This window comes from Bradyrhizobium ottawaense (genome assembly GCF_002278135.3).
GTDB lineage: Bacteria > Pseudomonadota > Alphaproteobacteria > Rhizobiales > Xanthobacteraceae > Bradyrhizobium > Bradyrhizobium ottawaense.
This window is the reverse complement of the sequence record NZ_CP029425.2, coordinates 5,901,351-5,925,240: the sequence shown is the minus strand read 5'-3', so window position 1 is coordinate 5,925,240 and position 23,890 is coordinate 5,901,351. Positions and strand designations below refer to the sequence as shown.

The window sequence follows — 23,890 nt, the reverse complement described above, 5'->3', positions numbered from 1 at the left end:
AGACAGGGGGCGATGCGGCTCCACAGCGTGGTGGGCCGGCCTTTAAGGATCGAACCGATGCAAGCGATACGTCCCACGGGGGTGGAAAATCTCCTCGGTGAGGAGGAGCTGATTGTATCGAAGACCGATCTCAAAGGCCGCATCACCTACGCCAATGACGTCTTTCTCCGCATGGCGAAATACCCCTGGAAGCAGCTGATGGGCGCGCCCCACAGCCTGATCCGCCATCCCGACATGCCGCGCTGCGTCTTCAAGCTGCTGTGGGATACGCTCCAGGCCAAGCAGGAAATCTTCGCCTACGTCGTCAATCTAGCGGCAGATGGCAGCCACTATTGGGTGTTCGCCCATGTCACCCCGACGCTCGACGATCACGGCAACATCATCGGCTATCATTCCAATCGACGCAGGCCCGATCCGGCGCCGGTCGAGAAAATCAAACCGATCTACAAGGCGCTCTGCGCGGAAGAGGCGCGCCACGCCAATGCCAAGGACGGCATGCGTGCGAGCTTCGAAATGATGGTCGGTCTGCTCAAGCAAAACGGTGTCGGTTACGATGAATTTGTGCTCTCTCTCTAAGGCGCAGGGAGCGACCGCAGTCGCGTGCCTTCTCGCCAGCATCGCGTTCGTCCTCTCGCTGCTCGGCTGGACCGGAATCATCAGTGCAGCGCCGCTCGGCGCGGCGATCCTGCTGCTCGGCTACGCGCTCTGGTGTCAGCATCGCACGGCGGTGGCCGTCGATGAGGTCGCCGATGTCTGCCGCAAGGCGGCGCGCGGCGATCTCGAAGCGCGGATCCTGAGCGAGCGCCAGGCCGGCCGGATCGGCGCCATCCAGACGTCGGTCAACGACATGCTCGACATCGCCGACGCCTTCGTCCGCGAGGCTTCGGCATCGATGGACTATGCCAGCCGCGGCAAGTATTTCCGCAAGATCCTCGCGCGCGGATTGCCCGGTTCGTTCCGCCGCTCGGCCACCGTCATCAATGCCGGCACCGACAGCCTCGGTCGCCGCGTGGTCGAGATCGCCGGCCTCGCAAAGCAGTTCGGCACTCATCTCGACGAAGTCGCGGGCAGCCTGATGAGCGCCGCGACCGACCTCGAATCCGATGCCGGCCAGATGGCGGCGGCGGCGGAGACGACGAACCGTCAGACCTCCGGCATGCGCAGTGCGTCCGATCAGGCGTCGAACAACGTTGCGACGGTGGCGAGCGCCGCGGAACAGCTCGCATCCTCGATCGCCGAGATCAGCCGCCAGGTGGCCGGCTCGACCACGAGCACCGGGCGCGCCGTCGATGAAGCCAATCGTGCCGGCAGCGAGATTCGCAGCCTCGCGGATGCCGCGCTGCGGATCGGCGACGTCGTCAAGCTGATCAGCGAAATTGCCGAGCAGACCAATTTGCTGGCGCTCAACGCCACGATCGAGGCGGCGCGGGCAGGCGAGGCCGGCCGCGGCTTCGCCGTCGTGGCCTCCGAGGTCAAGAGCCTCGCCAACCAGACCGCGAAGGCCACCGAGGAGATCAGCGCCAAGGTCGGCGAGATGCAGCAATCGACCACCAACTCGGTCGCAGCCGTCGAGGCGATTGCGCAGACCATCGCAGAGATCGACGGTATCACCGCAAGCATCGCCGCCTCGATCGAGGAGCAGGGCACCGCGACCCGCGAGATCGCCCGCAACGTCCAGGAAGCATCAGTCGGCACCTCGCAAGTGTCCTCCAACGTGTCAGGCATCAGCGAAGCCGCCGCCGATACGGGGCGCGTCGCCAGCCGCGTCAACAGCGCCTCCGAACGCGTCCACGGCGAAGTCGAGACCCTCCGGCGCGAGGTGACGCAGTTTTTGCAGCGGCTGACGTCGGCGGCGTAGGGCCGCGCGAAGAGGGTAATTGCGTGGCCCCACAAGAGGTCGTCATGCCCGGGCTTGTCCCGGGCATCCACGTTCTTTGATACTGCAGCGAAGGGCGTGGATGGCCGGGACAAGCCCGGCCATGGCGTCGCGGAAGGTTCAGAGCGCCAAACTCCGACATCGTAGTTCGCCCGCCGGGCTGACGGGATACTTCCTAGGCACGCCCTGCCCGTTGTTAGTGCTTGATCGCGCTGACATCAGGTGTTCTGCTCAAAAAAGCTGCTGGAGCATCGCACCCCGTGTCGATCTACGTCGCATTACACCACGTCACGCACTACAAATACGATCGCCCGATCGACGTCGGCCCGCAGACCATCCGCCTGCGGCCGGCGCCGCATACGCGCACGCCGATCATGAGCTATTCGCTCAAGGTCACGCCAGCCAACCATTTCGTGAACTGGCAGCAGGATCCGCAAGGCAACTGGCTCGCCCGCTATGTCTTCCCGGAGAAGACGACCGAATTGAAGATCGAGGTCGACTTCACGGCGCAGATGACCGTGGTCAACCCGTTCGACTTCTTCGTCGAGCCCTATGCCGACAGCTTTCCGTTCGACTATCCGAACGACCTGAAGACCGAACTGGCGCCTTATCTGGAGACCATCAAGCCCGATCGCCTGTTTGCGAAATATCTCGATTCGATCCCGCAGGACGCTCCGAACACCGTCAACTTCCTGGTTGAGCTCAATCGCGAACTTCAGAAGAAGGTCCGCTACATCATCCGCATGGAGCCGGGCGTGCAGACGCCGGAGGAGACGCTCGCCTCGGGCGCCGGATCCTGCCGCGACTCCGCCTGGCTCCTGATCCAGACCTTCCGGCATCTCGGGCTCGCCGCGCGCTTCGTCTCCGGCTACCTCATCCAGATCCGCCCGGACATCGATCCGATCGAGGGACCGCCGGAAGTGGAGAACGACTTCACCGACCTGCACGCCTGGGCCGAGGTCTATCTGCCCGGCGCCGGCTGGATCGGTTTCGACGCGACCTCCGGCATGCTCGCGGGCGAGGGCCACATCCCGGTCGCCGCCACGCCGCATTACCGCTCGGCTGCGCCGATTTCCGGCAGCGCCGGCTTTGCCGAGGTCGAGTTCGCCTTCGACATGAGCGTGCGCCGCATTCGCGAGGCGCCGCGCATCACCAAGCCTTTCTCCGACGAATCCTGGGCGCGGCTCAACGATCTCGGCGAGCAGGTCGACGGCGATCTCGCCGCGCAGGACGTGCGGCTCACCATGGGGGGCGAGCCCACCTTCGTCTCGGTCGACGATCTCGAAGCTGCCGAGTGGAACACGGAGGCCGTCGGCCCGACCAAGCGCGCGCTGGGCGACGATCTGATCCGCCGCCTGCGCACGCGCTTCGCGTCCGGCGGCCTTCTGCATTACGGCCAGGGCAAATGGTATCCGGGCGAGAGCCTGCCGCGCTGGGCGTTTGGCCTGTACTGGCGCAAGGACGGGGTGCCGATCTGGAAGAATGCCGACCTGATCGCCAGGATCGGGAATCCGCGGCGCGCCGAGACGAAGGATGCTGAGGCCTTCATGGAGGGTACGGTGGCACGGCTCGGGCTCGATCCCGGCTACATCATCCCGGCTTACGAGGACACTGCCTACTGGCTCCAGAAGGAAGCCGAGTTGCCCGTCAACGTCGATCCGTCCGACTCCAAATTGTCCGATCCGGAAGCGCGCGCGCGGATGGCGCGCGTGTTCGAGCAGGGCCTCAACACGCCGCGCGGCTTCGTGCTGCCGGTGCAGCGCTGGAACGCGTCGCCGCGCTGGCGCAGCGAGCGTTGGGCTCTCCGGCGCAATCATCTGTTCCTGATGCCCGGCGATTCGCCTCTCGGCCTGCGCTTGCCGCTCGGCTCGCTCGGCTACGTCCCGCCCAATCAATATCCCTACATTATCGAGCGGGATCCGATGGAGGCGCGCGGCAAGCTGCCGGTGTTCAGCCTTCCGGCGCGCCCGGAATCGCCGCCGCGGGTCGAGCCCGAGCATCTCAACACGTCTGTTCCGGTGCGTACTGCGCTGTCGATCGAAGTCCGCGACGGCGTGCTCTGCGCCTTCATGCCGCCGGTCGAGCGGATCGAAGACTATCTCGAGCTGATCGCGGCGCTCGAAGCCACGGCGGAAGAGATGCAGCTCCAGGTCCATGTCGAGGGCTATCCGCCGCCCTTCGATCCGCGGGTCGAGGTCATCAAGGTGACGCCCGATCCCGGCGTGATCGAGGTCAACGTCCAGCCGGCAAGGAATTGGCGTGAGGCGGTCGACATCACCGTCGGGCTCTATGAGGATGCCGCCAAGATTCGCCTCGGCGCCAACCGCTTCCTGGTGGACGGCCGCCACACCGGCACCGGCGGGGGCAACCACGTCGTGGTCGGCGGCTCCTCGCCGCAGGACTCGCCGTTCCTGCGCCGGCCTGATCTGCTCAAGAGTCTGGTCTTGCACTGGCAGCGGCATCCGTCGCTGTCCTATTTCTTCTCCGGCCTGTTCATCGGCCCGACCAGCCAGGCGCCGCGCATCGACGAAGCCCGCCACGACAGCATCTACGAACTCGAGATCGCGCTCGCGCACGTGCCGCCACCGGGCACCCAGACGCCGCTATGGCTGGTCGACCGGCTGTTCCGGCATCTGCTCGTCGACATCACCGGCAACACCCATCGCGCCGAGATCTGCATCGACAAGCTCTATTCGCCGGAGGGCTCGACCGGCCGGCTCGGCCTCGTCGAATTCCGCGCGCTCGAGATGCCGCCCGATCCGCGCATGTCGCTGGCACAGCAGCTCTTGATCCGCGCGCTGATCGCGAAGATGTGGCGCGAGCCGCAGGCCGGCAAGTTCGTGCGCTGGGGCACGGCGCTGCATGACCGCTTCATGCTGCCGCATTTCATCTGGGAGGATTTTCTCGACGTTCTCACCGAGCTGAAGCAGTTCGGCTATCCGTTCGAGCCGGAATGGTATCTGGCCCAGCTCGAATTCCGCTTCCCCGCGTTCGGCCGCGTCCATCATGGCGGCGTGACGCTGGAGCTGCGTCAGGCGCTGGAGCCCTGGCACGTGCTGGGCGAGGAGGGCTCGGCCGGCGGCACCGTGCGCTATGTCGATTCATCGGTCGAGCGGCTTCAGGTCAAGGCGGAGGGTTTTGTCGAGGGCCGCCACATCGTCACCTGCAACGGCCGCCGCCTGCCGATGACCTCGACCGGCCGCTCCGCCGAGGCCGTGGCCGGGGTCCGCTTCAAGGCCTGGCAGCCGGCCTCCGGCCTGCACCCGACCATTCCGGTGCATGCGCCCCTGACCTTTGATCTCATTGATACCTGGAACGGCCGCTCGATCGGCGGCTGCGTCTACCACGTCGCCCATCCCGGCGGCCGCAGCTACGACACCAAGCCGGTCAACACCTACGAGGCCGAGGCGCGGCGGCTGGCGCGTTTCCAGGACCACGGCCATACGCCGGGGCCGGTCCAGCCGCCGCCCGAGGAACGCACAAATGAGTTTCCGCTGACCCTCGACTTGCGGACCCCGCTCCTGCAATGAGTATGATGGTGGGGCAGGGAGAGGCGCATGAGCGAGGGCGCAGCCGAGCAGGACAAGGCGGGTAGGGCGCAAGGCCAGCGTGAGGGCCAGCGCCGCTTTGCCCAATGGGTCCGCGACTATCGCCGCTTGCCTGGCATCCCCGACGAGTTCCTGGGCCCCGACGGCGCCCCGCGTGCGGTCTGGAGCCGCTTCTTCGATGCCTTCGGCGCGCTCGCGCCCGACGAGATCGAGCGTCGCTTCGGCATGGCCGACCGCCATCTGCGCGAGGCCGGCGTCACCTACCGTGCGCCCGGCGACAGCGCCGACCGGCCGTGGTCGATCAGCCATCTGCCGCTCCTGATCGACGAGGCCGACTGGCAGCAGCTTTGCGCCGGCATCACCCAGCGCGCCGAGCTGCTCGAACTGGTGCTGCGCGACATCTATGGCGAGGGCCGGCTGGTCGCGGAAGGCGCGCTGCCGGCGGCCGCGATTGCCGGCAGTCCCGAATATCTCCGCCCCGTCTGCGGCGTGCCGCCGCCGGGCGGGCGCTATCTGTCGATCTATGCCGCCGACGTCGGCCGCGGACCCGACGGCCGCTGGTGGGTGCTCGGCGACCGCACCCAGGCGCCGTCGGGGGCGGGCTACGCGCTGGAGAACCGTCTGGTGCTCTCGCGCGCCTTCTCCGACCTCTACAAGTCGATGAATGTGCCGCGCGTCGCGCCGTTCTTCGAGGCGTTTCGCGACAGCCTGCGCGCGCGCGCCGACCGCGACGAGCCCCGGATCGGCGTGCTCACCCCCGGCAGCTTCAGCGAGACCTATTTCGAGCATGCGACGTTGGCGCGCTATCTCGGCTTCCTCTTGGTCGAGGGCGACGATCTCGCGGTCAGCGACAACCGCGTCCACATCCGAACCGTCGCCGGGCTGAAGCGGCTCGACGTGCTCTTGCGCCGGGTCGATTCCAATTCGCTCGATCCGCTCGAGCTCGATGCCTCCTCGCATCTCGGCGTGCCCGGCCTGATCGACGTGCTGCGCAAGGACGGCGTCGTCGTCGCCAACATGCCGGGCTCGGGCGTGCTGGAGGCGCGGGCGCTGCTCGGCTTCCTGCCGGCGCTCAGCCGCCGCCTGCTCGGCGAAGAGCTGAAGATGCCGCACATCGCGACCTGGTGGTGCGGCCAGCGCAGCGCGCGCGAGGAGGTGCTGTCGCGGCTCGACGAGGTCGCGATCGAAGGCGCCTACCGGCGCGGCGTGCCCGGTTTCGACAGCGCGGGACCGGTGCTCGCGAGCGAGCTGGATGCGAGCGACCGCCAGCGCCTGATCGACGCCATCGCCGCACGCGGCATGGATTATGTCGGCCAGGAGGTGGTGCGGCTGTCGACCATGCCGGTGTGGGAGCAGGGCCAGATCACGCCGCGGCCCTTCGTGCTGCGCGTGTTCGCGGCGGCGACGCCCGACGGCTGGGCCATCATGCCCGGCGGCTTCTGTCGCATCGCCGAGCAGCCGGATGCGCGCGCGGTGTCGATGGGCGACGGCGCGCGCGCCGCCGACGTCTGGGTGGTCTCCGACAAGCAGGTCTCGACCGCGACGCTGCTGCCGGCGACCGACAAGGTCCGCATCCGCCGCATCGCCGGCGTGCTGCCGAGCCGCGCCGCCGACAATCTGTTCTGGCTCGGCCGCTATCTCGAACGCGCCGAGGCGACGCTGCGGCTGGTGCGCGCTTTGGGCTCGCCGAGCGGGCCCAACAAGGGCACCGCGGCCTCGCTGCAATCTGGCGAACGCATCCAGCGCCTGCTGGTGGCCTGGGGCGCGATCTCGCAAACCTCGCGCGCCGCGCCCGGGCGGATCACCGCCGAAGCGTTGCAGAGCGCGGAACGTTTCGGCTCGGCGTTGTCGCTGGTGCGCGCGGCGCAGCGCACGGCGACCTCCTTGCGCGAGCGGCTGTCGCCCGATGCCTGGCAGGTCATCACCGAGATGGCCGAGCGCCTGGCCTACCAGGTCGAGGGCGACGACGGCGTGCTGAGCGCGGCCGAGCTGACCTTGCAGGAACTCGCGAGCCTCGCAGGGCTGGCGCAGGAGAACATGAACCGCGCCGCCGGCTGGCGCTTTCTCGACATCGGCCGCCGCACCGAGCGCGCCATCAACACCACGCGCTTCACCCGCCAGTTCGCCTATGACGAGGCCGGCGATGAGGATCTCGACATCCTGCTGACGCTTGTGGATTGCCAGATCACCTATCGCTCGCGCTATCTGCTGGCGCCGATCCTGGCGCCGGTGCGCGACCTCGCCGTGCTCGACGGCTACAATCCACGTTCGGTGGCGTTCCAGGTGACGACGCTGAACGAGCACATCGCCGCGCTGCCGAGCCTGAAGGAGCACGGCCTGATCGAGAAGCCGCAGCGCCTTGCGGTGGCGATGCAGGCGATGCTGGCGACCGCGGAGGCCGAGAAGCTCGAGGTCAAGTCGCTGTTCGCGCTGGAGCAGGACCTGCTCAGCCTCGCCGAGGCGATCGGTCAGCACTACTTCCCGCACGGCCCCAATGCCGCCCGGCCGGAAAAGCTGACGGGGCTGGCGTGATCTACGACATCCGTCACGTCACCACCTACGAGTACGAGAATCCGGTCAGCTTCGCCCGCTGCACGCTGCGGCTGGAGCCGAGGAGCGGCGGCGGCCAGGAGCTGATCTCGCACAAGGTCGATATCCGCCCGCGTCCCGCCGAGCGCCACGTCCGGCGCGATTTCTTCGGCACTCTGACGGAGAGTGTGGTGATCGAAGCGGCGCATCGCAATTTGCGGATCGACTCGCGTTCGCGTGTCTCCGTGTCACGTAAGCCGCCGACGCGCGATGCGGGCAGCCCGAGCTGGGAGAGCATCCGCGACATCGCCTTCGAGGCGACCAGCCTCGGGCCGTCCTCGCCGGTCGGCTATGTCTTCGGGAGCCCGCTGGTGCCGGTGCTGCGTCCGGTCAGCGCCTATGCGGGGATGAGCTTTGCGCCGGGCGCGGGCATCCTCGAGGGCGCGGTCGATCTCATGCATCGCATCCGCACCGAGTTTCGCTACGACCCCAAGGCGACGGTGATCTCGACGCCGCTGAACGAGGTCTTCGACAAGCGACACGGCGTCTGCCAGGACTTTGCCCATGTGATGATCGCAGGGCTACGCGGGCTCGGTCTGCCGGCGGCCTATGTCAGCGGCTACCTACGCACCATTCCGCCGCCGGGCCAGACCCGCCTGCAAGGCGCCGATGCCACCCATGCCTGGGTGTCGCTGTGGTGCGGGGCGGAGCTTGGCTGGGTCGATTTCGACCCGACCAACGATCTGCTGATTGCCAACGACCATATCGTGCTTGCGGTCGGGCGCGACTTTTCGGACGTCTCGCCGGTCGACGGCATCATCGTCGGCTCGCCGAAGCAGAAGCTCGGCGTCGCCGTGGACGTGGTGATGGTGGAATAAACGCGGCCTCGTCGGCCGGGCTCGCCGCCGGGGTGTGCCGTGCCTTCACCGCAACCGCGATCTTGCATAGCACAACGGTAACATATTTCCGTAATCGCGTTCCCGGGGGTTTGGTCACTCGGCCCAAGATGGGCTATGCTGGGTCGTTGCGTCGAGGACAAGAACGAGACTTCGGGAGCTGACATGGGACACCACCGACACGCGGGGCTGCATCCATGATGACGTTGCCGAGACTGGCGGCTGAATCCCTGGAGAAGCTGCTGGGTACGTTTATGCGGCGTCGGTACGGCGAGACCGCTGCAAGCATGGTCGAGAGCGCAACCCGCACCGCGATGGAATGCATCGGTAACAGCGATGCCCTTTACCATAATATCGAACATACGATGCTGGTGACGCTGGCGGGCCATTCGATCCTCAGTGGCCGAAATCTCCATACCCACCTGACGGCCGAGGACTACGTCCATGTCCTGATCGCCTGCCTCGCCCACGATATCGGCTATGTCCGCGGGCTGTTTGAGGAGGATGACATCGACGGCTTCGTCATCGATGCCGCCGACACCAAGATCTCGTTGCCGCGTGGTGCCTCCGACGCCAGCTTGATGATGTATCACGTCGACCGCTCGAAGCTCTATGTCTCGCGGCGGCTGCAGCACATTCCCGGTCTCGATCCTGAACGCATCGCCCGCGCTATCGAGGGAACGCGCTTTCCGGCCCAGGAAGGCCATGAGTATGACGTCGATGCCTCGATCCTGCGCGCCGCCGATTTCATCGGCCAGCTCGGCGATCCCAACTATCTGCGCAAGGCCAACGCGCTCTATTACGAGTTCGAGGAAGTCGGCATCAATCGCCAGCTCGGCTACGATTCACCGGCCGACATCGTGAACCGCTATCCACAATTCTATTGGAACAGCGTCGCACCGCACATCCAGACCGAGATCGGTTACCTCAACAAGACCGAGATCGGCCGGCAATGGATCGCCAACCTCTACAGCAATGTCTTCCGCGCCGAGCGCGACATCTCGCTATCAGGCCCGCAGAGATAGCCCTATAGCCCGGATAAGCGTAGCGACATCCGTGGCCGGCCGCGCCAGATTCCGGATATCACTTCGCTCATCCGGCCTACGACCGCACAACTCCGTGAGCAAATCATGCAACAAAAAACCGTCACCACGGACATCCTCGACATCGCCTATCGCGAATACGGTGCGCCCGACGGCTGGCCCTGCATCATGGGCCACGGCTTTCCCTATGACGTGAACGCCTATGCCGAGACCGCGCCGATCATTGCCGAGGCCGGCGCGCGGGTGCTGGTGCCCTGGTTGCGTGGCTACGGGCCGACGCGATTTCGCTTCGCGGACACGCCGCGCTCCGGCGAGCAGGCGGCGCTCGGCGCGGATCTGCTAGCCTTCATGGACGCGCTCGGCATCAAGCTTGCCGTCGTCGGCGGCTATGACTGGGGCGGGCGCGCGGCCTGCGTGGTCTCTGCGCTCTATCCGGAGCGCGTGGTCGGCCTCGTCTCCGGCAACTCCTACAACATCCAGAACATCGCCCGCGCCATGGAGCCGGCCTCGCCGCCGGAAGAGGCGGCACTCTGGTATCAATATCTCTTTCACAACGAGCGCGGCCGCCGCGCGCTGGAGCGCAACCGGCGTGGCTTTGCCCGCCAGCTCTGGGCGATGTGGTCGCCGAAATGGGCGTTCGACGACACGACGTTCGAACGGAGCGCGGTGTCGTTCGACAATCCTGACTTCGTCGATGTCGTGATCCACTCCTACCGCCACCGCTACGCGCTGGTCGCGGGCGACCCCGCCTATGCCGCGATCGAGGCGAAGCTCGCGGGCCAACCGCCGATCCGCGTCCCGACCATCGCGATCGACGGCGACAGCGACGGCGTCAATCCCGGCACCGCTCATCACGCGCGCAAGTTCGAGGGCCCATTCGAGCGGCGTGTCTTCGCCGATGCCGGCCATAACCTGCCGCAGGAGCGGCCGGCCGAATGGGCGCAGGCGGTGGTCGAGGTCCGGAAAGCGGCCTCATAAAGGTCGTTTCTCGCCCGGCCAGCCGGCTTGTCTGCCATCCCTCCGATTTTTCCTGATCCTGGGAACCTTTTGCGACTGCAGCCGTCCAAGCTGAGGAGCCGCTTCTGTATGCGGCGCGTTGCAGGGGAGGATCTCGATGAAGTCACAAGTGCGCAAGCTGGAACGTGTCGCGGTGGCGCAGGCGCCGGTCGAACGGCCTGACAGGCCGGAGGTCGAGCAGGCGATCCGAACCATGATCCGTTGGGCCGGTGACGATCCCGCGCGCGACGGTCTGCGTGACACGCCGGACCGGGTCGCACGTGCCTTCGAAGAGTATTTTTCCGGCTATGCGCAGGATCCGACGGAAATCCTGCAAAAGACCTTCGAGGAGATCGAAGGCTATGACGAGATGATCGTGCTGCGCGGCGTTCGCTTCGAGAGCCATTGCGAGCACCACATAGCGCCGATCGTCGGCCGCGCCTGGGTCGCCTATATCCCGCAGGGCCGTGTCGTCGGCATCAGCAAGCTTGCGCGCGTGGTGGACATCTACGCGAAGCGCCTCCAGATCCAGGAGAAGATGACCGCGCAGATCGCCAATACCATCAACGACGTGCTCAAGCCTGAAGGCGTCGGCGTCATCATCAAGGCGACGCATCACTGCATGACGACGCGCGGCGCGCACAAGCCCGGGACCGATCTCGTCACCAGCCGCATGCTGGGCGTATTCCGCGACAATGCGCTGACGCGCCAGGAACTGTTGGGGCTCGCCAATTCGAACGATTGACCCGCGACTGCTCAAGGAGACGGCGCCATGACCGAGGACAACAAGCCGAGCGGACCCGACCTGAGCAAAGGCGTGTCGCTGACCGCGTTCAGGGATGGCAAACTGCTCGGTCATGTCGGCGAGGAGGACGTCCTGCTGGTGCAGGCCGGCAGCGAGATCTTTGCGATCGAGCCGGCCTGCAGCCATTACCACGGGCCGCTCGCCGAGGGCCTGGTGGTGGGAGACACCATCCGCTGCCCCTGGCATCACGCCTGCTTCTCCTTGCGCACGGGCGAAGCCACCCGCCCGCCGGCCCTGAACGCGCTGGCGGTGTGGGAGGTCGCGCGCGATCGGGACGACATCATCGTTCGGCGCAAGCGCGAGGCGCCAAAGCCGTCGACCGCTCATCGCAACGCGCCGACACCGGAGAAATTCGTCATCGTCGGCGGCGGCGCAGCCGGCTTCGCGGCCGCCGAGACGCTCCGGCGCGAGGGCTTTGCCGGCGCCATCACCATGCTCAGCGATGACGGCGCGATGCCGGTCGACCGGCCCAACCTCTCCAAGGATTATCTCGCGGGCAACGCACCGGAGGATTGGCTGCCGCTGCGGGGTCAGGACTATTATCAGGACGCGGGCATCGATCTCAGGCTCAACACCGACGTCTCCGCCATCGATGCGAAGACGCGCAACGTCACGCTCGGCAATGGCGACAGGCTTCCGTTCGACCGGCTGCTGCTCGCGACCGGCGCCGAGCCCGTCAAACTGCAGATCCCGGGCGCCGACCAGCCGCATGTCCACACCTTGCGCTCCGTCGCCGACAGCCGCGCCATCATCAAGGCCGCGGAGAGTGCCAGGCGCGCTTTGGTAATCGGCGCCAGTTTCATCGGCCTCGAAGTCGCGGCGTCCTTGCGGGCACGCAAGATCGAGGTGCACGTGGTCGCGCCGGAAGAGCGGCCGATGCAGAAGGTGCTCGGCTCCGAGATGGGCGACTTCGTGCGGTCGCTCCATGAAGAGAACGGCGTGATCTTTCATCTCAAGGACACAGTCGAAAAGCTCGACGGCACCCGCGCCACGCTGAAGAGTGGAGCTGTCATCGAAGCCGACCTCGTCGTGGTCGGCATCGGCGTCAAGCCGCGCCTTGCGCTGGCCGAGCACGCCGGCCTTGCGGCGGATCGCGGTGTCAGCGTGAGCGAATATCTCGAGACCAGTGTCGCCGGCATTTTCGCGGCCGGCGACATCGCGCGCTGGCCCGATCCGCATTCCCGGCAAACCATCCGCGTCGAACATTGGGTCGTTGCCGAACGCCAGGGCCAGACCGCGGCGCGCAACATGCTCGGCAAGCGCGAGCGCTTCGACGCGGTGCCGTTCTTCTGGTCGCAACACTACGACGTGCCGATCAACTATGTCGGCCACGCCGAGAGCTTTGACGAGGTCGCGATCGACGGCAGCATCGGAGGCAAGGACTGCCTGTTGAAGTACCGCAAGGACGGCCGCGTGCTCGCGATTGCTTCGATCTACCGCGATCTCGACAACCTCAAGGCCGAGCTCGAGATGGAGCGGTCGCGCGGCTGACGCGCCGCAGTCGATCTTGATTTGCGTCAATGTTACTGCCGGTACGGGTGCTCTGCTGGCTGTCGTCCCGGCACGATGCGTGCTATTCTGGCGCGTGCCCCCGGGCTACGCAAGCAGGAGTGGCCGTCATGACCAGTGCTTCGGACACGTCACATCACCCAAGTCTCGGCTCCGGCATCGCGGCGCTGCATGCCAAATGGGGCTGGATCGTCGCGCTCGGCGTCGTCTATCTCATCGCCGGCTTCATTGCGCTCGGCAGCATGGTGATGGCGACGGTGGCGAGCGTGATCGTGGTCGGCGCCATGATGATCGTCGCGGGCGTCACCGAGATCATCGGCGCGTTCCAGATGAAGAGCTGGGGCAAGTTCCTGATCTGGGCCTTGCTCGGCGTGCTCTACGTGATCGCGGGCTTCCTGACCTTCGAGAATCCGCTGTTCGCGGCGGTCCTGCTGACGTTGTTTCTCGGCGCCTCGCTGATCGCCTCGGGCGCCGTCAGGCTGTTTCTCGCCTTCAGCATGAAGCGCGAGAGCCCGTGGGTCTGGGTGGCGCTGTCGGCCGTCATCACGCTGCTGCTCGGCCTGCTGATCGTCGCGCGCTGGCCGGTGAACAGCGTCTATATCCTCGGCCTGTTCCTCGGCATCGACCTGATCATGGCGGGAGCGGGCTGGATCAGCCTGGGCTTCAGCTTGAAGCGGCGCGGCTGAGCCATCAGCAACTCGACGCAAGACCATCTTGCGGAACTCCGCTGATCTGACGCGCTGACAAAAAGCAGCACCCGCGCGGCCGCCTCGCGCGGAGATCACCGGGGAGATACCATGAAAGCCGCCTTGGCCCTGGCCGCAGCGCTCGCTGCCGCCTGCCTGTCCACATCCGTCTCCGCGCAAAAATCCTACGGTCCGGGCGTCAGCGACACCGAGATCAAGATCGGCAACACCATGCCCTATAGCGGGCCGGCCTCGCCGCTCAGCATCACGGGCAAGGTGATCGCGGCCTATTTCGACGAGGTCAACGAGAAGGGCGGGGTTGGCGGCCGCAAGCTCAATTTGATCTCGCTGGACGACGCGTTCTCGCCGCCCAAGACCATGGAGGCGGCGCGGCGGCTCGTCGAAGGCGACGGCGTCGCCTTCATCTTCGCGACCATGGGCACGGCGCCGAGCTCGGCGATCGCAAAATATCTCAACAGCAACAAGGTGCCGCAGCTCTTTCTGATCAGCTCGGCCTCGAAATGGAACGATCCGGCCAACATGCCCTGGTCGATGGCGCTGCCCTGGGCGCCGAACTACACCAGCGAGGCCGCGATCGACGTCGCCTATGCCCGCGCCAAGAACCCGAACGCGCGCTTCGCCGTGCTCTACCAGAACGACGATGCCGGCAAGGAATATCTTCGCGGCGTCAAGGAGGCGCTCGGCGCCGACGCCGACAAGGCGATCGCGATGGCCTCGAGCTTCGAGGTCGCGGATCCCACCGTCGATTCCCAGGTGCTGACGCTGGCGAACACCAAGGCCGACGTCTTCATGATTTATTCGGTGACGCCGCGCGCCTGCGCGCAGGCGATCAGGAAAGCCCACGAGGTCGGCTGGCAGCCGACGCGCTTCCTCGCCTCCGGCTGCGCCAACAAGGCGACCGTGATGGTCCCTGCGGGTCTCGAGGCCGGCAAGGGCGTGCTCTCGCTCGGGTCGCTGAAACCGTTCGTCGAGACGCCGAAGAACGATCCGGCGATGACGGCCTATATCGACTTCATGAAGAAGCGCCTGCCCAATGCCGACGTCAACAACGTCGCCGGACTCTACGGCTACACCGTCGCCGAGGCATTGGTGGTGCTGCTGAAGCAGTGCAAGGACAATCTGACGCGCGAGAACATCATGGCGCAGGCGGCGAACCTGAAGAGCGTGCCGCTGTCGCTGCTGATGCCCGGCATCACGCTCAATACCACGCCGCAGGATTTCCGCCCGATCAAGGATGGCTATATGCTCCAGTTCGACGGCAACGACTGGGTGGTGGCGAGTGAATTGCTGAAGGGGACGTGAGGAGCAGCCGCAGAGACGGTGCACCCTCTCCCCTTGTGGGAGAGGGTGGATTCGCGAAGCGAAGCCGGGTGAGGGGTCTATCTCCGCGCACTCCTCTAACAATGGCATTCGCTGAAACAACCCCTCATCCGGCGCTTCGCGCCACCTTCTCCCACAAGGGGAGAAGGGAAGAGGAGAACCCAATGGACTTTCAACACTCCGCCCGTTCGCTGGAGCTCCAGGAGCGCGTCCGGCAGTTCATGCGGACACATGTCGAGCCGGTCGAGGAGCTCTATTACGAGCAGGTGAAGCCGGAGGCCGCGCGCTACAGGACGCCGGCCGTCCTGCAGGACCTGAAGCGGCTGGCGCGGGAGCAGGGGCTCTGGAACCTGTTCCTGTCGGGCGAGCACGGACCGGGTCTGACCAATCTCGAATATGCGCCGGTGAAGGAGATCATGGGCCGCATCCTCTGGGCGCCCGAGGTCTTCAACTGCTCGGCGCCCGACGTCGGCAACATGGAGGTGCTCGCCAACTACGGCACCAGGGCGCAGCAGGAGCGCTGGCTGAAGCCGCTGCTGGAGGGGCGCATCCGCTCCGGCTTCTCGATGACCGAGCCGCAGGTCGCCTCCAGCGATGCCACCAACATCCAGTGTGCCATCACGCGCGACGGGGACGACTACGTCATCAACGGCCGCAAATGGTTCACATCAGGCGCGATGAACGAGGATTGCGAGATCCTGATCGTGATGGGCAAGACCGCGCCCGACGATCCCGACCGTCACCGCCAGCAATCCATGATCCTGGTGCCCAGAAACACGCCGGGCGTGCGCATCGTCCGCGACATGCTCACCTATGGTTATGACGACGCCCCGGTCGGCCACCCCGAGATCGTCTACGAGAACGTCCGCGTGCCCGCGGAAAACATGCTGCTCGGCGAGGGCCGCGGCTTCGAGATCGCGCAGGGGCGGCTCGGGCCCGGCCGCATCCACCATTGCATGCGGCTGATCGGCTGCGCCCAGCGTGCGCTCGAATTGATGTGCCAGCGCGCCGTCTCCCGCGTGGCCTTCGGCAGGCCGCTTGCCGAGCAGGGCTCGGTGCGCGAGGACATCGCAAACTCGTTCTGCGAGATCGCGCAGGCGCGGCTCCTGACGCTGCAAGCCGCCGACAGGATGGACCGCGAAGGCAACAAGGCCGCGCGCGACCTGATCGCGGCGGCCAAGATCGTGGTGCCCAGCATGGCCGCCCGTGTCATCGACCGTGCCATCCAGATCCACGGCGCCGCTGGCGTCTCGCAGGACACGTTCCTGGCGCGTGCTTACGTCTACGCCCGCTTCATCCGCATCGGCGACGGGCCGGACCAGGTGCATCTGGCTGCTGTCGGCAAGGAGCTAATCAAGCGCGGGGGGGTGATGGGATAGGCAGACAGTTTCTCCGGGACTGGCCCAATGCGCGGAAGTATCTGGTCATAGGTAGCATGGTATGCTTGGATGACGGGATCACTTCAATGCGTGCATTGCCGACGTTGTTGCGCTCGGCACAAGAGCGAGCAGGTCAACAATGTGCAATTTCGTCCCGAGCCGCCGGACGTCCGGCGCGCGATCCATTGCGGCAATCTTCGCCTCTATTTTGATGATCCTGATCATCTGCAGCGGCCCATCCGCGCTTGCCGCAGTGGAGCCCTTTCCCGCGGATTTCAAAATCCAGCGCATCTCGGTCAACGGCGTCACCCTGCATGTCCGCGTTGGCGGACAGGGACCGGCGGTCGTGCTCCTGCACGGCTTCGGCGATACAGGCGACATGTGGGCGCCGCTCGCCAAGGCGCTTTACAAGGACCACACCGTGATCGTTCCGGACCTGCGCGGCATGGGGCTCTCGTCGCAACCCGCAGCCGGTTACGACAAGAAAAACCAGGGCGTCGACATCGCCATGGTCATGGACAAGCTCAACGTCCAGAAAGCCGATCTGGTGACGCACGACATCGGCAACATGGTGGGCTATGCGCTCGCGGCGCAACATCCCGACCGCATCACCAAATGGGTCGTCATCGACGCGCCGCTGCCCGGCATCGGGCCCTGGGACGAAATCCTGAAAAGCCCCATGCTGTGGCATTTCAACTTCCGCGGCCCTGACGTCGACCGCCTGGTCAAGGGCCGCGAGCGCATCTATCTCGACCGGTTCTACAATGAGCTGTCGGCCGACCCCAAGGCAATCGACGAAGCGACCCGCAACCATTATGCGAAACTCTACGCCCGGCCAGGCAACATGCATTACGCCTTCGAGCAGTTCGCAGCGTTCGGGAAAGACGCCACGGACAACAAGGTTTTTGCCGGGACCAAGTTGAACATACCGATCCTGGCCCTCGGCGCTGAAAAGTCCTTTGGCGATCAGCAAGTGGCGATCATGCGCGAAGTCGGCACCAAGGTTGACGGCGGCATCGTCACCGGCTCCGGACATTGGATCATGGAAGAGCAGCCGGCGCAGACCGTGAGCAAGGTGCGTGCTTTCCTCGACGGGAAATGACGGCGAGCTGATTGGCTCTCGGTCATACCAGTCGAATCGTTGAGCGACGCGGCAGCGGCGCCAGCGCGCCGCGCATGAAGCCGCCGAGGCAAACTAGCGGCGCCTTCCTCGCGCTTCGTGATGGCGGAGCGCGTCGACGATCACCTTGAATGCGGCCGAGTTCTGCCGCGAGGTCGGATAATAGATATAGTAGCCGTCGAATTTCGGCGACCAGTCGTCGAGCACGATGACGAGCTCACCGGATCGGACATGCCGCGTCACCATGTCCTCGGGGACATAGGCGATGCCGAAACCTTTGAGGGCGGCGTCAATCATCGCCCGGGAATCGTTGAAGGTCAGTTGTCCCTCGACGCGCACCCGGAGGTCGGGACCGTTCCTGGCGAACTCCCACACGTAGTGGCCGCCTGCGGCCGCGCGCCGCTTGATGCAGACGTGCTTCAGCAGGTCTTGCGGATGTCTTGGTTTCGGATGCTCCTTCAGATAGGCAGGCGAGGCGACCGCGACGAGCCGCCAGTCCGGACCGATGCGCACCGCGATCATGTCCTTCTCGACGCTTTCGCCGAGGCGGATGCCCGCATCGAAGCCGTCTTCGACGATGTTGCGGAAGGCCGTGTCGAGGCTGAACTCGACCTTGAGGTCGGGGTATTTTCCCAAGACTGGCGACAGCTTCGGCCAGACGACCGTGTCGAGCGCATGGTCCGAGAGCGTGATCCGGATCGTGCCCGACGGCTTGTCACGCAGCGACATCAGCGCGGCGATATCGCGCTCGATCTCTTCGATGCGGGGCGCAACTGATTTTTGAAGGCGCTCGCCCGCCTCGGTCAGGCCGACGCTTCGGGTCGTGCGCGTGAGCAGCCGCAGCCCCATCTGCGATTCCAGGCGCTTGATCGTATGGCTGAGCGTCGATTGCACCACGCCCAGTTTCGCCGCGGCCTTCGTGAAGCTGCGCTCGCGGGCGACGGCCACGAAAGCCAGCAAATCGTTGAAATCCTGGCTTGCCATGGCCGCCACTATTCATGGCCCATATCGATGAATGCAAGCAAATTATATCGACTAATCGGCCGCCGGCTTCCGGCCTCGATCTGGCAACCGCAAAAGCTTTCGCGGAATCGCGTTGATCGACATGTCGAGCCGCTGAGCGCGTCAGTTCGCGCGCCGAAGCGGTTTGAACGCGGCGCGTAGCTCCGCGGAGAAAAGCTCAGGCTGCTCCCAGGCCGCAAAATGACCGCCTTTGTCGACCTCATGGAAGTAGGTCAGGTTGCGATAGGCGCGCCGGGCCCAGGTCTCCGGGGCTTGATAGCTCTCGCCGGGAAAGACGGTGATGGCCACGGGAAGCGAGATCTCCGCGGTCTTCTCGGGGGCGGCGAGAGCGGGACTGCGCCCGCTGTATTCCCAGTAAAGTCGCGCCGACGAAACCGCGCTGTTCGTCAGCCAGTAGAGCGTGATGTCGTCCAGCACCTCGTCGCGGGACTTCTCGGGGTCGGTGCCATCGTAATTCCAATGCGAGAACCCTGGATGACCGAGCATCCAGGCTGCCAGCCCCGCAGGAGAATCCGTCAAGCCGTAGCCGACCGTCTGCGGCCTCGTTCCCATCATCTCCGCATACGACCGGTTGCCCATCCTGGCAGCCGCGCTGAATGCTTCGAACGCGGTGCGTTCCTTCTCGGACAGTCCCGCCGGGGCAGGCCCGCCGGCGGCGAGGATCGCGGCGATGTCGGGCGGGACGATCGCCGGCAAGTTGATGTGAATGCCGAGCAAGCCTGCCGGCGCCAGCCGCGCCATCGCGCTGGAGACGGGCGAACCCCAATCGCCGCCCTGGGCGACGTAATGGGTGTAACCCAGCCGCTTCATGAGATCTGCCCAGATGCGCGCGGTGTGCTCGGGGCCCCAGCCGGTATCGCGCGGCTTGCCGGAGAATCCGTAGCCGGGCATCGAGGGGATCACCACGTCGAACGCGTCCTCAGGCCGTCCGCCATGGGCCGTTGGATCCGTGAGCGGATCGATCACCTTGAGCTGCTCGAACACCGATCCCGGCCAGCCATGGGTGATCACGACAGGGAGCGCATTGGGATGTCTGGAGCGGACATGGATGAAATGAATGTCGATCCCGTCGATAGCAGTGACGAATTGCGGAAGCGCGTTCATCTTCGCTTCGATCTTCCGCCAGTCGTAGCCCGTGCCCCAATAGTGCACAAGCGACTGGAGCTTCGCCAGCGGGATGCCCTGCGACTGATCGGAAACGGTCTCGCGGTCGGGCCAGCGTGTCGCCAGCAAACGACGGCGAAGCTCGACGAGATCCTGCTCGGGAATGTCGATACGGAACGGGCGAATGACGCTCTCGTCGGCCGCCAGCGCGCTGTGAAAGGGAAACACGCTCGCGGAGATCGCCGCTGCAATTCCAATCGCAGCGGTCCCGAGAAGCGCGCGCCGATCTCTGTCGATGATGATTGCGGATTTGGATGACGAATTGGATGGCAAATTGGATGACATGGGCATCGGAGTGCCTCCTGGCTTCAGGCGATCGGCGCCTGCGGGGCAGGACACTCCTTCGTCTGGCTCTGCAACATGGCGTGGAGGCCGGCCGATAGCTCGTTAGGCGTTGTTAGATGCTGTGAGCCGTCGCCGGCGTGGCGAAGGGCACAAGCTCAGCATCGCTGTCCATTTCCGCTTGGGAACGACTTCGAAAAATCAGCAATCATCGTGCAGGCCAGGCCATTGATAGTGCTGACCCCGTCTACTGTGCATGGGGTTGTTTTCGCACTTTTGTCTGGAGCAGGCTCGCCGCGGCCCCTGCAGCGGCGGACGCGCCAATCATCCCGCCTTGATCATCCCGCTCTGGCGATGCGGCCGTCCCCCGACCCCGCGCGCAAATTCTGGAAGAACTTCTCCACCTCGCGCGACAGCGTGTCCGCGGTCTCGGTCAGGCTGCCCGCCGCCGTCAACACCGAGGATGCGGCGGTATCGGTCTCGCCGATGGCGTCGCGCAGCGAGGTGATGTTGGCGACCAGCGTCTCGTTGCCCTGCGCCGCGCTTTGCGCGTTGGACGAGATCTCGCGCGTGGCGGCGTCCTGCTGGCCGATGGCGCCGGCGATTGCGGAGGTGACCTCGTTGATCTCGCGCACCGCGCCGCCGATCTCGCGCACGGCATCGACCGCGTTGCGGGTCGAGGCCTGGATCATCGAGACGTTCTCGCTGATCTCCGCGGTGGCCTTGGCGGTCTGGCCCGCGAGGGTCTTCACTTCATGAGCGACCACGGCAAAGCCGCGGCCGGCGTCGCCGGCGCGCGCGGCCTCGATGGTCGCGTTCAGCGCCAGCAGATTGGTCTGCTCGGCGATGGCCTGGATCAGATTGAGCACGCCGTCGATGCGCTGCGTCGCCGCGGCGAGGCTCTCGATCTCGGAGATCGACTTCTCGGTGCGCTGGCCGGTCTGCTCGACCGCGCCGGCGCTCTGCCGCACCTGGCGGCCGATCTCGACGACCGAGGCCGACAGTTCCTCGGCCGCGCCGGCCACCGCCGTGACGTTGTGCGAGGCCTGCTCGGTGGCATTGGCCGCCGTGCCGGCGCGGCTGGAGGCATCCGCGGTGACGCGCGTGATGGTCTGCGCGGTCTCGCGCATGACCGAGGCGTTGTCGCTGAGGCCGCGCATGATCGCGCCGATCGCCCCGCGAAACTCCTCGACGGACTGTTCGATGTGGCGCGCGCGCTCCTCGCGCGCGGCGGAGCCCTGCGAGACCTGCGCGGCGAGGTTGCGGTTGCGGCCCATGGCCTCCTGGAAGACCTGGATCGCGCGTGCCAGCGCGCCGATCTCGTCGGCGCGGTCGGAGTGCGGCACCACGACATCCTCGGTGCCGTCGGCGACCTGCTTGATGGTCGCGGTGATCGCGGCGAGCGGCCGGGCGACCGAGCGGGCGATGATGACGATGCCGATCACGACCAGGGCCAGCGCCACGCCGCCGAGGCAGGTCAGGACGAAGGAGAGGGTGCGATTGGTCTCCGTCTCGCGCGCGATCTGTTTGGCGCGCTCGGCATAGACCTTGGACAGCGCCTCGAGATCCTTGTTCAGCGCCGAGCGCACGGTGCGGTTGGCATCGTTGTCGCCCCATTCGCGGCCCGCGGCCGCATTGATCTCGACGCCGCGGCGCACCAGTTCCTTGCGGAACTCGACGAACTGCTCGATGCGCTTCTTGAAGGTGGCGAATTGCTCGGCATCGTCGGCTTTGACGATGGTCTCCCAGCGCTTCACGACGTCGAGGATCTGGGCGTTGAACTTGAGCAGGCCCTCGCCGTATTTCTTCACCACGGCGGGCTCGGTCGACATGTAGACGCCGCGCGATTCCATCACGACCGCATAGACCAGCGAGTTGACGCGCTCGACGTTCAGAGCTGCGGCGTTCGCCGTCTCGATCGCGCTGGTCAGGTCGGCGCCGCGGCGGCTGTTGTAGTCGGACAGCATCGCGATCGCAGCCGTCAGCAGCGCGAACAGCGCGAAGATCGCATAGAGCTTGGTGGCAAGCGTGAAACGGCCAGCCAGCTTGGCGGCATTCCCAGATCGGTCTGATGTCATGGTGTTCAGGGGCCCGGAATGGCCTGAAGCGGCCGGTGAGCGGGGTGGTTCGAATTTGATGCAAAACTATGCAGAACGAAGATGGATGCGGCGTTAACACGGCCGTTGGCTGCCTCCGTCCTTGGTCGTAGGAAAGGCAAGTTATTTCAGCGTCTTGATCCGAAGGTAGAGTTTCAGGATAGTCTTAGGTCGGCCACCGGCCGACGCACCCCGGAGAGACCCTTGGTCTACCGCCATACCATCGACGCCACGACCCACACCTTCCCGGACCTGCGCGACCTGCTTGCCAGGGCGACGCCGCCGCGCTCCGGCGACCGGCTGGCCGGGATCGCAGCCGACACCGCCGAGCAGATGATCGCGGCGCGGATGGCGCTCGCCGACGTCCCGCTCGGCCAATTCCTGCAGGAAGCCGTGATTCCCTACGAGGCCGACGAGGTCACCCGCCTCGTCATCGACAGCCATGACGCGAAGGCCTTCGCGCCGGTGGCGTCGCTGACGGTTGGTGCCTTCCGCGACTGGCTGCTGTCGGATGCCGCAACGCCCGAAATCCTGCGCAAGCTGGCGGGCGGCATCACCCCGGAGATGGCAGCCGCAGTGTCGAAGCTGATGCGCAATCAGGATCTGATCCTGGCGGCGCGGAAATGCGAGGTCACCACCGCCTTCCGCAACACCATCGGCCTGAAGGGGCGGATGAGCACGCGGCTGCAGCCCAACCATCCCTTCGACGATGCCAGGGGTATCACCGCCTCGATCCTCGACGGCATCCTGCTGGGTGCCGGCGATGCCTGCATCGGCATCAATCCCGCGAGCGACGATCCGGCCGTCATCGCGCAATTGCTGCGACTGCTCGACGAGATCATCACGCGGCTGAAGATCCCGACGCAAGCTTGCGTGCTGACCCATGTCACGACGACGCTGGCGCTGATCGGGCAGGGCGTGCCGGTCGACCTCGTCTTCCAGTCGGTCGCCGGCACCGAGGCCGCCAATCGCAGTTTCGGCATCGACCTTGCGCTTCTGAAGGAGGCGCAGCAGGCCGGGTTGTCGCAGGGGCGCGGCACGGTCGGGCAGAACGTGATGTATTTCGAGACCGGCCAGGGCTCGGCGCTGTCGGCGGGCGCCCACCACGGCGTGGACCAGCAGACCTGCGAGGCGCGCGCCTATGCGGTCGCCCGCGCCTTTGCCCCGCTGCTGGTCAACAGCGTGGTCGGCTTCATCGGCCCGGAATATCTCTATGATGGCAAGGAAATCATCCGCGCCGGGCTGGAGGATCATTTCTGCGGCAAATTGCTCGGCCTGCCGCTCGGGATCGACATCTGCTACACCAACCACGCCGAGGCGGACCAGGACGACATGGACAATCTGCTGACGCTGCTCGCAGCCGCCGGCGTCACCTTCATCATGGGTGTCCCCGGCGCCGACGACGTCATGTTGAACTACCAGTCGACGTCTTTTCACGACGCGCTCTATGTCCGGGACGTCTTCGGTCTGCGCCGCGCGCCGGAATTCGACGACTGGCTGGTGCAGGCAGGGATTACTGGCGCCGATTTCCGACTTGCCGGCGATGCAGGCCTGCTGCCCGATTTTGCCTCGCGGCTGATCGCCTGAGGCTGGAAGC

17 protein-coding genes are annotated in these 23,890 nt (G+C 65.8%); 14 read left to right on the top strand and 3 right to left on the bottom strand.

The window, feature by feature from the left end:
• Positions 1-57: 57 nt before the first annotated feature.
• The 13 genes from CIT37_RS28130 to CIT37_RS28070 all read left to right on the top strand — a co-directional run bounded on the left by CIT37_RS28130 (position 58) and on the right by CIT37_RS28070 (position 17,710).
• Positions 58-576 (top strand): PAS domain-containing protein, encoded by a 519-nt coding sequence (locus CIT37_RS28130; RefSeq protein ID WP_028143239.1) that lies wholly within the window; start codon positions 58-60, stop codon positions 574-576.
• Positions 554-1,858 (top strand): methyl-accepting chemotaxis protein, encoded by a 1,305-nt coding sequence (locus CIT37_RS28125; protein WP_161966489.1) that lies wholly within the window; start codon positions 554-556, stop codon positions 1,856-1,858. The genes CIT37_RS28130 and CIT37_RS28125 overlap by 23 nt, the downstream gene beginning before the upstream one ends.
• A 278-nt stretch (positions 1,859-2,136) precedes the next feature.
• The gene (locus CIT37_RS28120) at positions 2,137-5,406 is read left to right on the top strand and encodes a transglutaminase family protein (RefSeq protein ID WP_095424905.1); all 3,270 of its coding nucleotides are present in this window, start codon (positions 2,137-2,139) and stop codon (positions 5,404-5,406) included.
• Between the two features lie 27 nt (positions 5,407-5,433).
• Positions 5,434-7,956 (top strand): circularly permuted type 2 ATP-grasp protein, encoded by a 2,523-nt coding sequence (locus tag CIT37_RS28115; RefSeq protein ID WP_095424906.1) that lies wholly within the window; start codon positions 5,434-5,436, stop codon positions 7,954-7,956.
• Entirely contained in the window at positions 7,953-8,831 is an 879-nt protein-coding gene (locus CIT37_RS28110) for a transglutaminase family protein (protein ID WP_095424907.1), read from the top strand. Before CIT37_RS28115 ends, CIT37_RS28110 begins: the two co-directional genes overlap by 4 nt.
• A 215-nt stretch (positions 8,832-9,046) precedes the next feature.
• Complete coding sequence (locus tag CIT37_RS28105; RefSeq protein WP_028143234.1) at positions 9,047-9,874, top strand: hypothetical protein; 828 nt, start codon at positions 9,047-9,049, stop codon at positions 9,872-9,874.
• 105 nt (positions 9,875-9,979) lie between these two features.
• A complete protein-coding gene (locus tag CIT37_RS28100; RefSeq protein WP_038947777.1) occupies positions 9,980-10,870 on the top strand; it encodes an alpha/beta fold hydrolase in 891 nt (296 codons plus the stop codon).
• Positions 10,871-11,006: 136 nt separating this feature from the next.
• Positions 11,007-11,633 (top strand): GTP cyclohydrolase I FolE, encoded by a 627-nt coding sequence (folE, locus tag CIT37_RS28095; protein ID WP_095424908.1) that lies wholly within the window; start codon positions 11,007-11,009, stop codon positions 11,631-11,633.
• 27 nt (positions 11,634-11,660) lie between these two features.
• Entirely contained in the window at positions 11,661-13,184 is a 1,524-nt protein-coding gene (locus CIT37_RS28090; RefSeq protein WP_095424909.1) for an FAD-dependent oxidoreductase, read from the top strand.
• Between the two features lie 128 nt (positions 13,185-13,312).
• Positions 13,313-13,888 carry an HdeD family acid-resistance protein gene (locus CIT37_RS28085; protein WP_026201537.1) on the top strand — a complete coding sequence of 192 codons (576 nt, stop codon included), beginning with the start codon at positions 13,313-13,315 and terminating at the stop codon, positions 13,886-13,888.
• Positions 13,889-13,999: 111 nt separating this feature from the next.
• On the top strand, positions 14,000-15,211 hold the full coding sequence (locus CIT37_RS28080) for an ABC transporter substrate-binding protein (RefSeq protein WP_038947779.1): 1,212 nt from the start codon (positions 14,000-14,002) through the stop codon (positions 15,209-15,211).
• A 182-nt stretch (positions 15,212-15,393) separates the two neighbouring features.
• Positions 15,394-16,608, top strand: coding sequence for an acyl-CoA dehydrogenase family protein (locus tag CIT37_RS28075; RefSeq protein WP_038947780.1), 1,215 nt, complete (start codon positions 15,394-15,396; stop codon positions 16,606-16,608).
• 139 nt (positions 16,609-16,747) lie between these two features.
• Entirely contained in the window at positions 16,748-17,710 is a 963-nt protein-coding gene (locus CIT37_RS28070) for an alpha/beta fold hydrolase (RefSeq protein ID WP_095424910.1), read from the top strand.
• Positions 17,711-17,803: 93 nt separating this feature from the next.
• Here CIT37_RS28070 and CIT37_RS28065 read toward each other — a convergent pair whose 3' ends face one another.
• From CIT37_RS28065 to CIT37_RS28055, 3 genes are all read right to left on the bottom strand, one after another.
• Positions 17,804-18,712 carry a LysR family transcriptional regulator gene (locus CIT37_RS28065; protein WP_095424911.1) on the bottom strand — a complete coding sequence of 303 codons (909 nt, stop codon included), beginning with the start codon at positions 18,710-18,712 and terminating at the stop codon, positions 17,804-17,806.
• A gap of 141 nt (positions 18,713-18,853) precedes the next feature.
• A complete protein-coding gene (locus CIT37_RS28060; RefSeq protein ID WP_414645291.1) occupies positions 18,854-20,200 on the bottom strand; it encodes an epoxide hydrolase family protein in 1,347 nt (448 codons plus the stop codon).
• A gap of 335 nt (positions 20,201-20,535) precedes the next feature.
• Positions 20,536-22,275 (bottom strand): methyl-accepting chemotaxis protein, encoded by a 1,740-nt coding sequence (locus CIT37_RS28055; RefSeq protein WP_095424913.1) that lies wholly within the window; start codon positions 22,273-22,275, stop codon positions 20,536-20,538.
• A 222-nt stretch (positions 22,276-22,497) separates the two neighbouring features.
• Between CIT37_RS28055 and CIT37_RS28050 the strand changes: the two genes are divergently transcribed.
• On the top strand, positions 22,498-23,880 hold the full coding sequence (locus tag CIT37_RS28050; RefSeq protein ID WP_028143225.1) for an ethanolamine ammonia-lyase subunit EutB: 1,383 nt from the start codon (positions 22,498-22,500) through the stop codon (positions 23,878-23,880).
• The last annotated feature ends 10 nt before the right edge of the window (positions 23,881-23,890 follow it).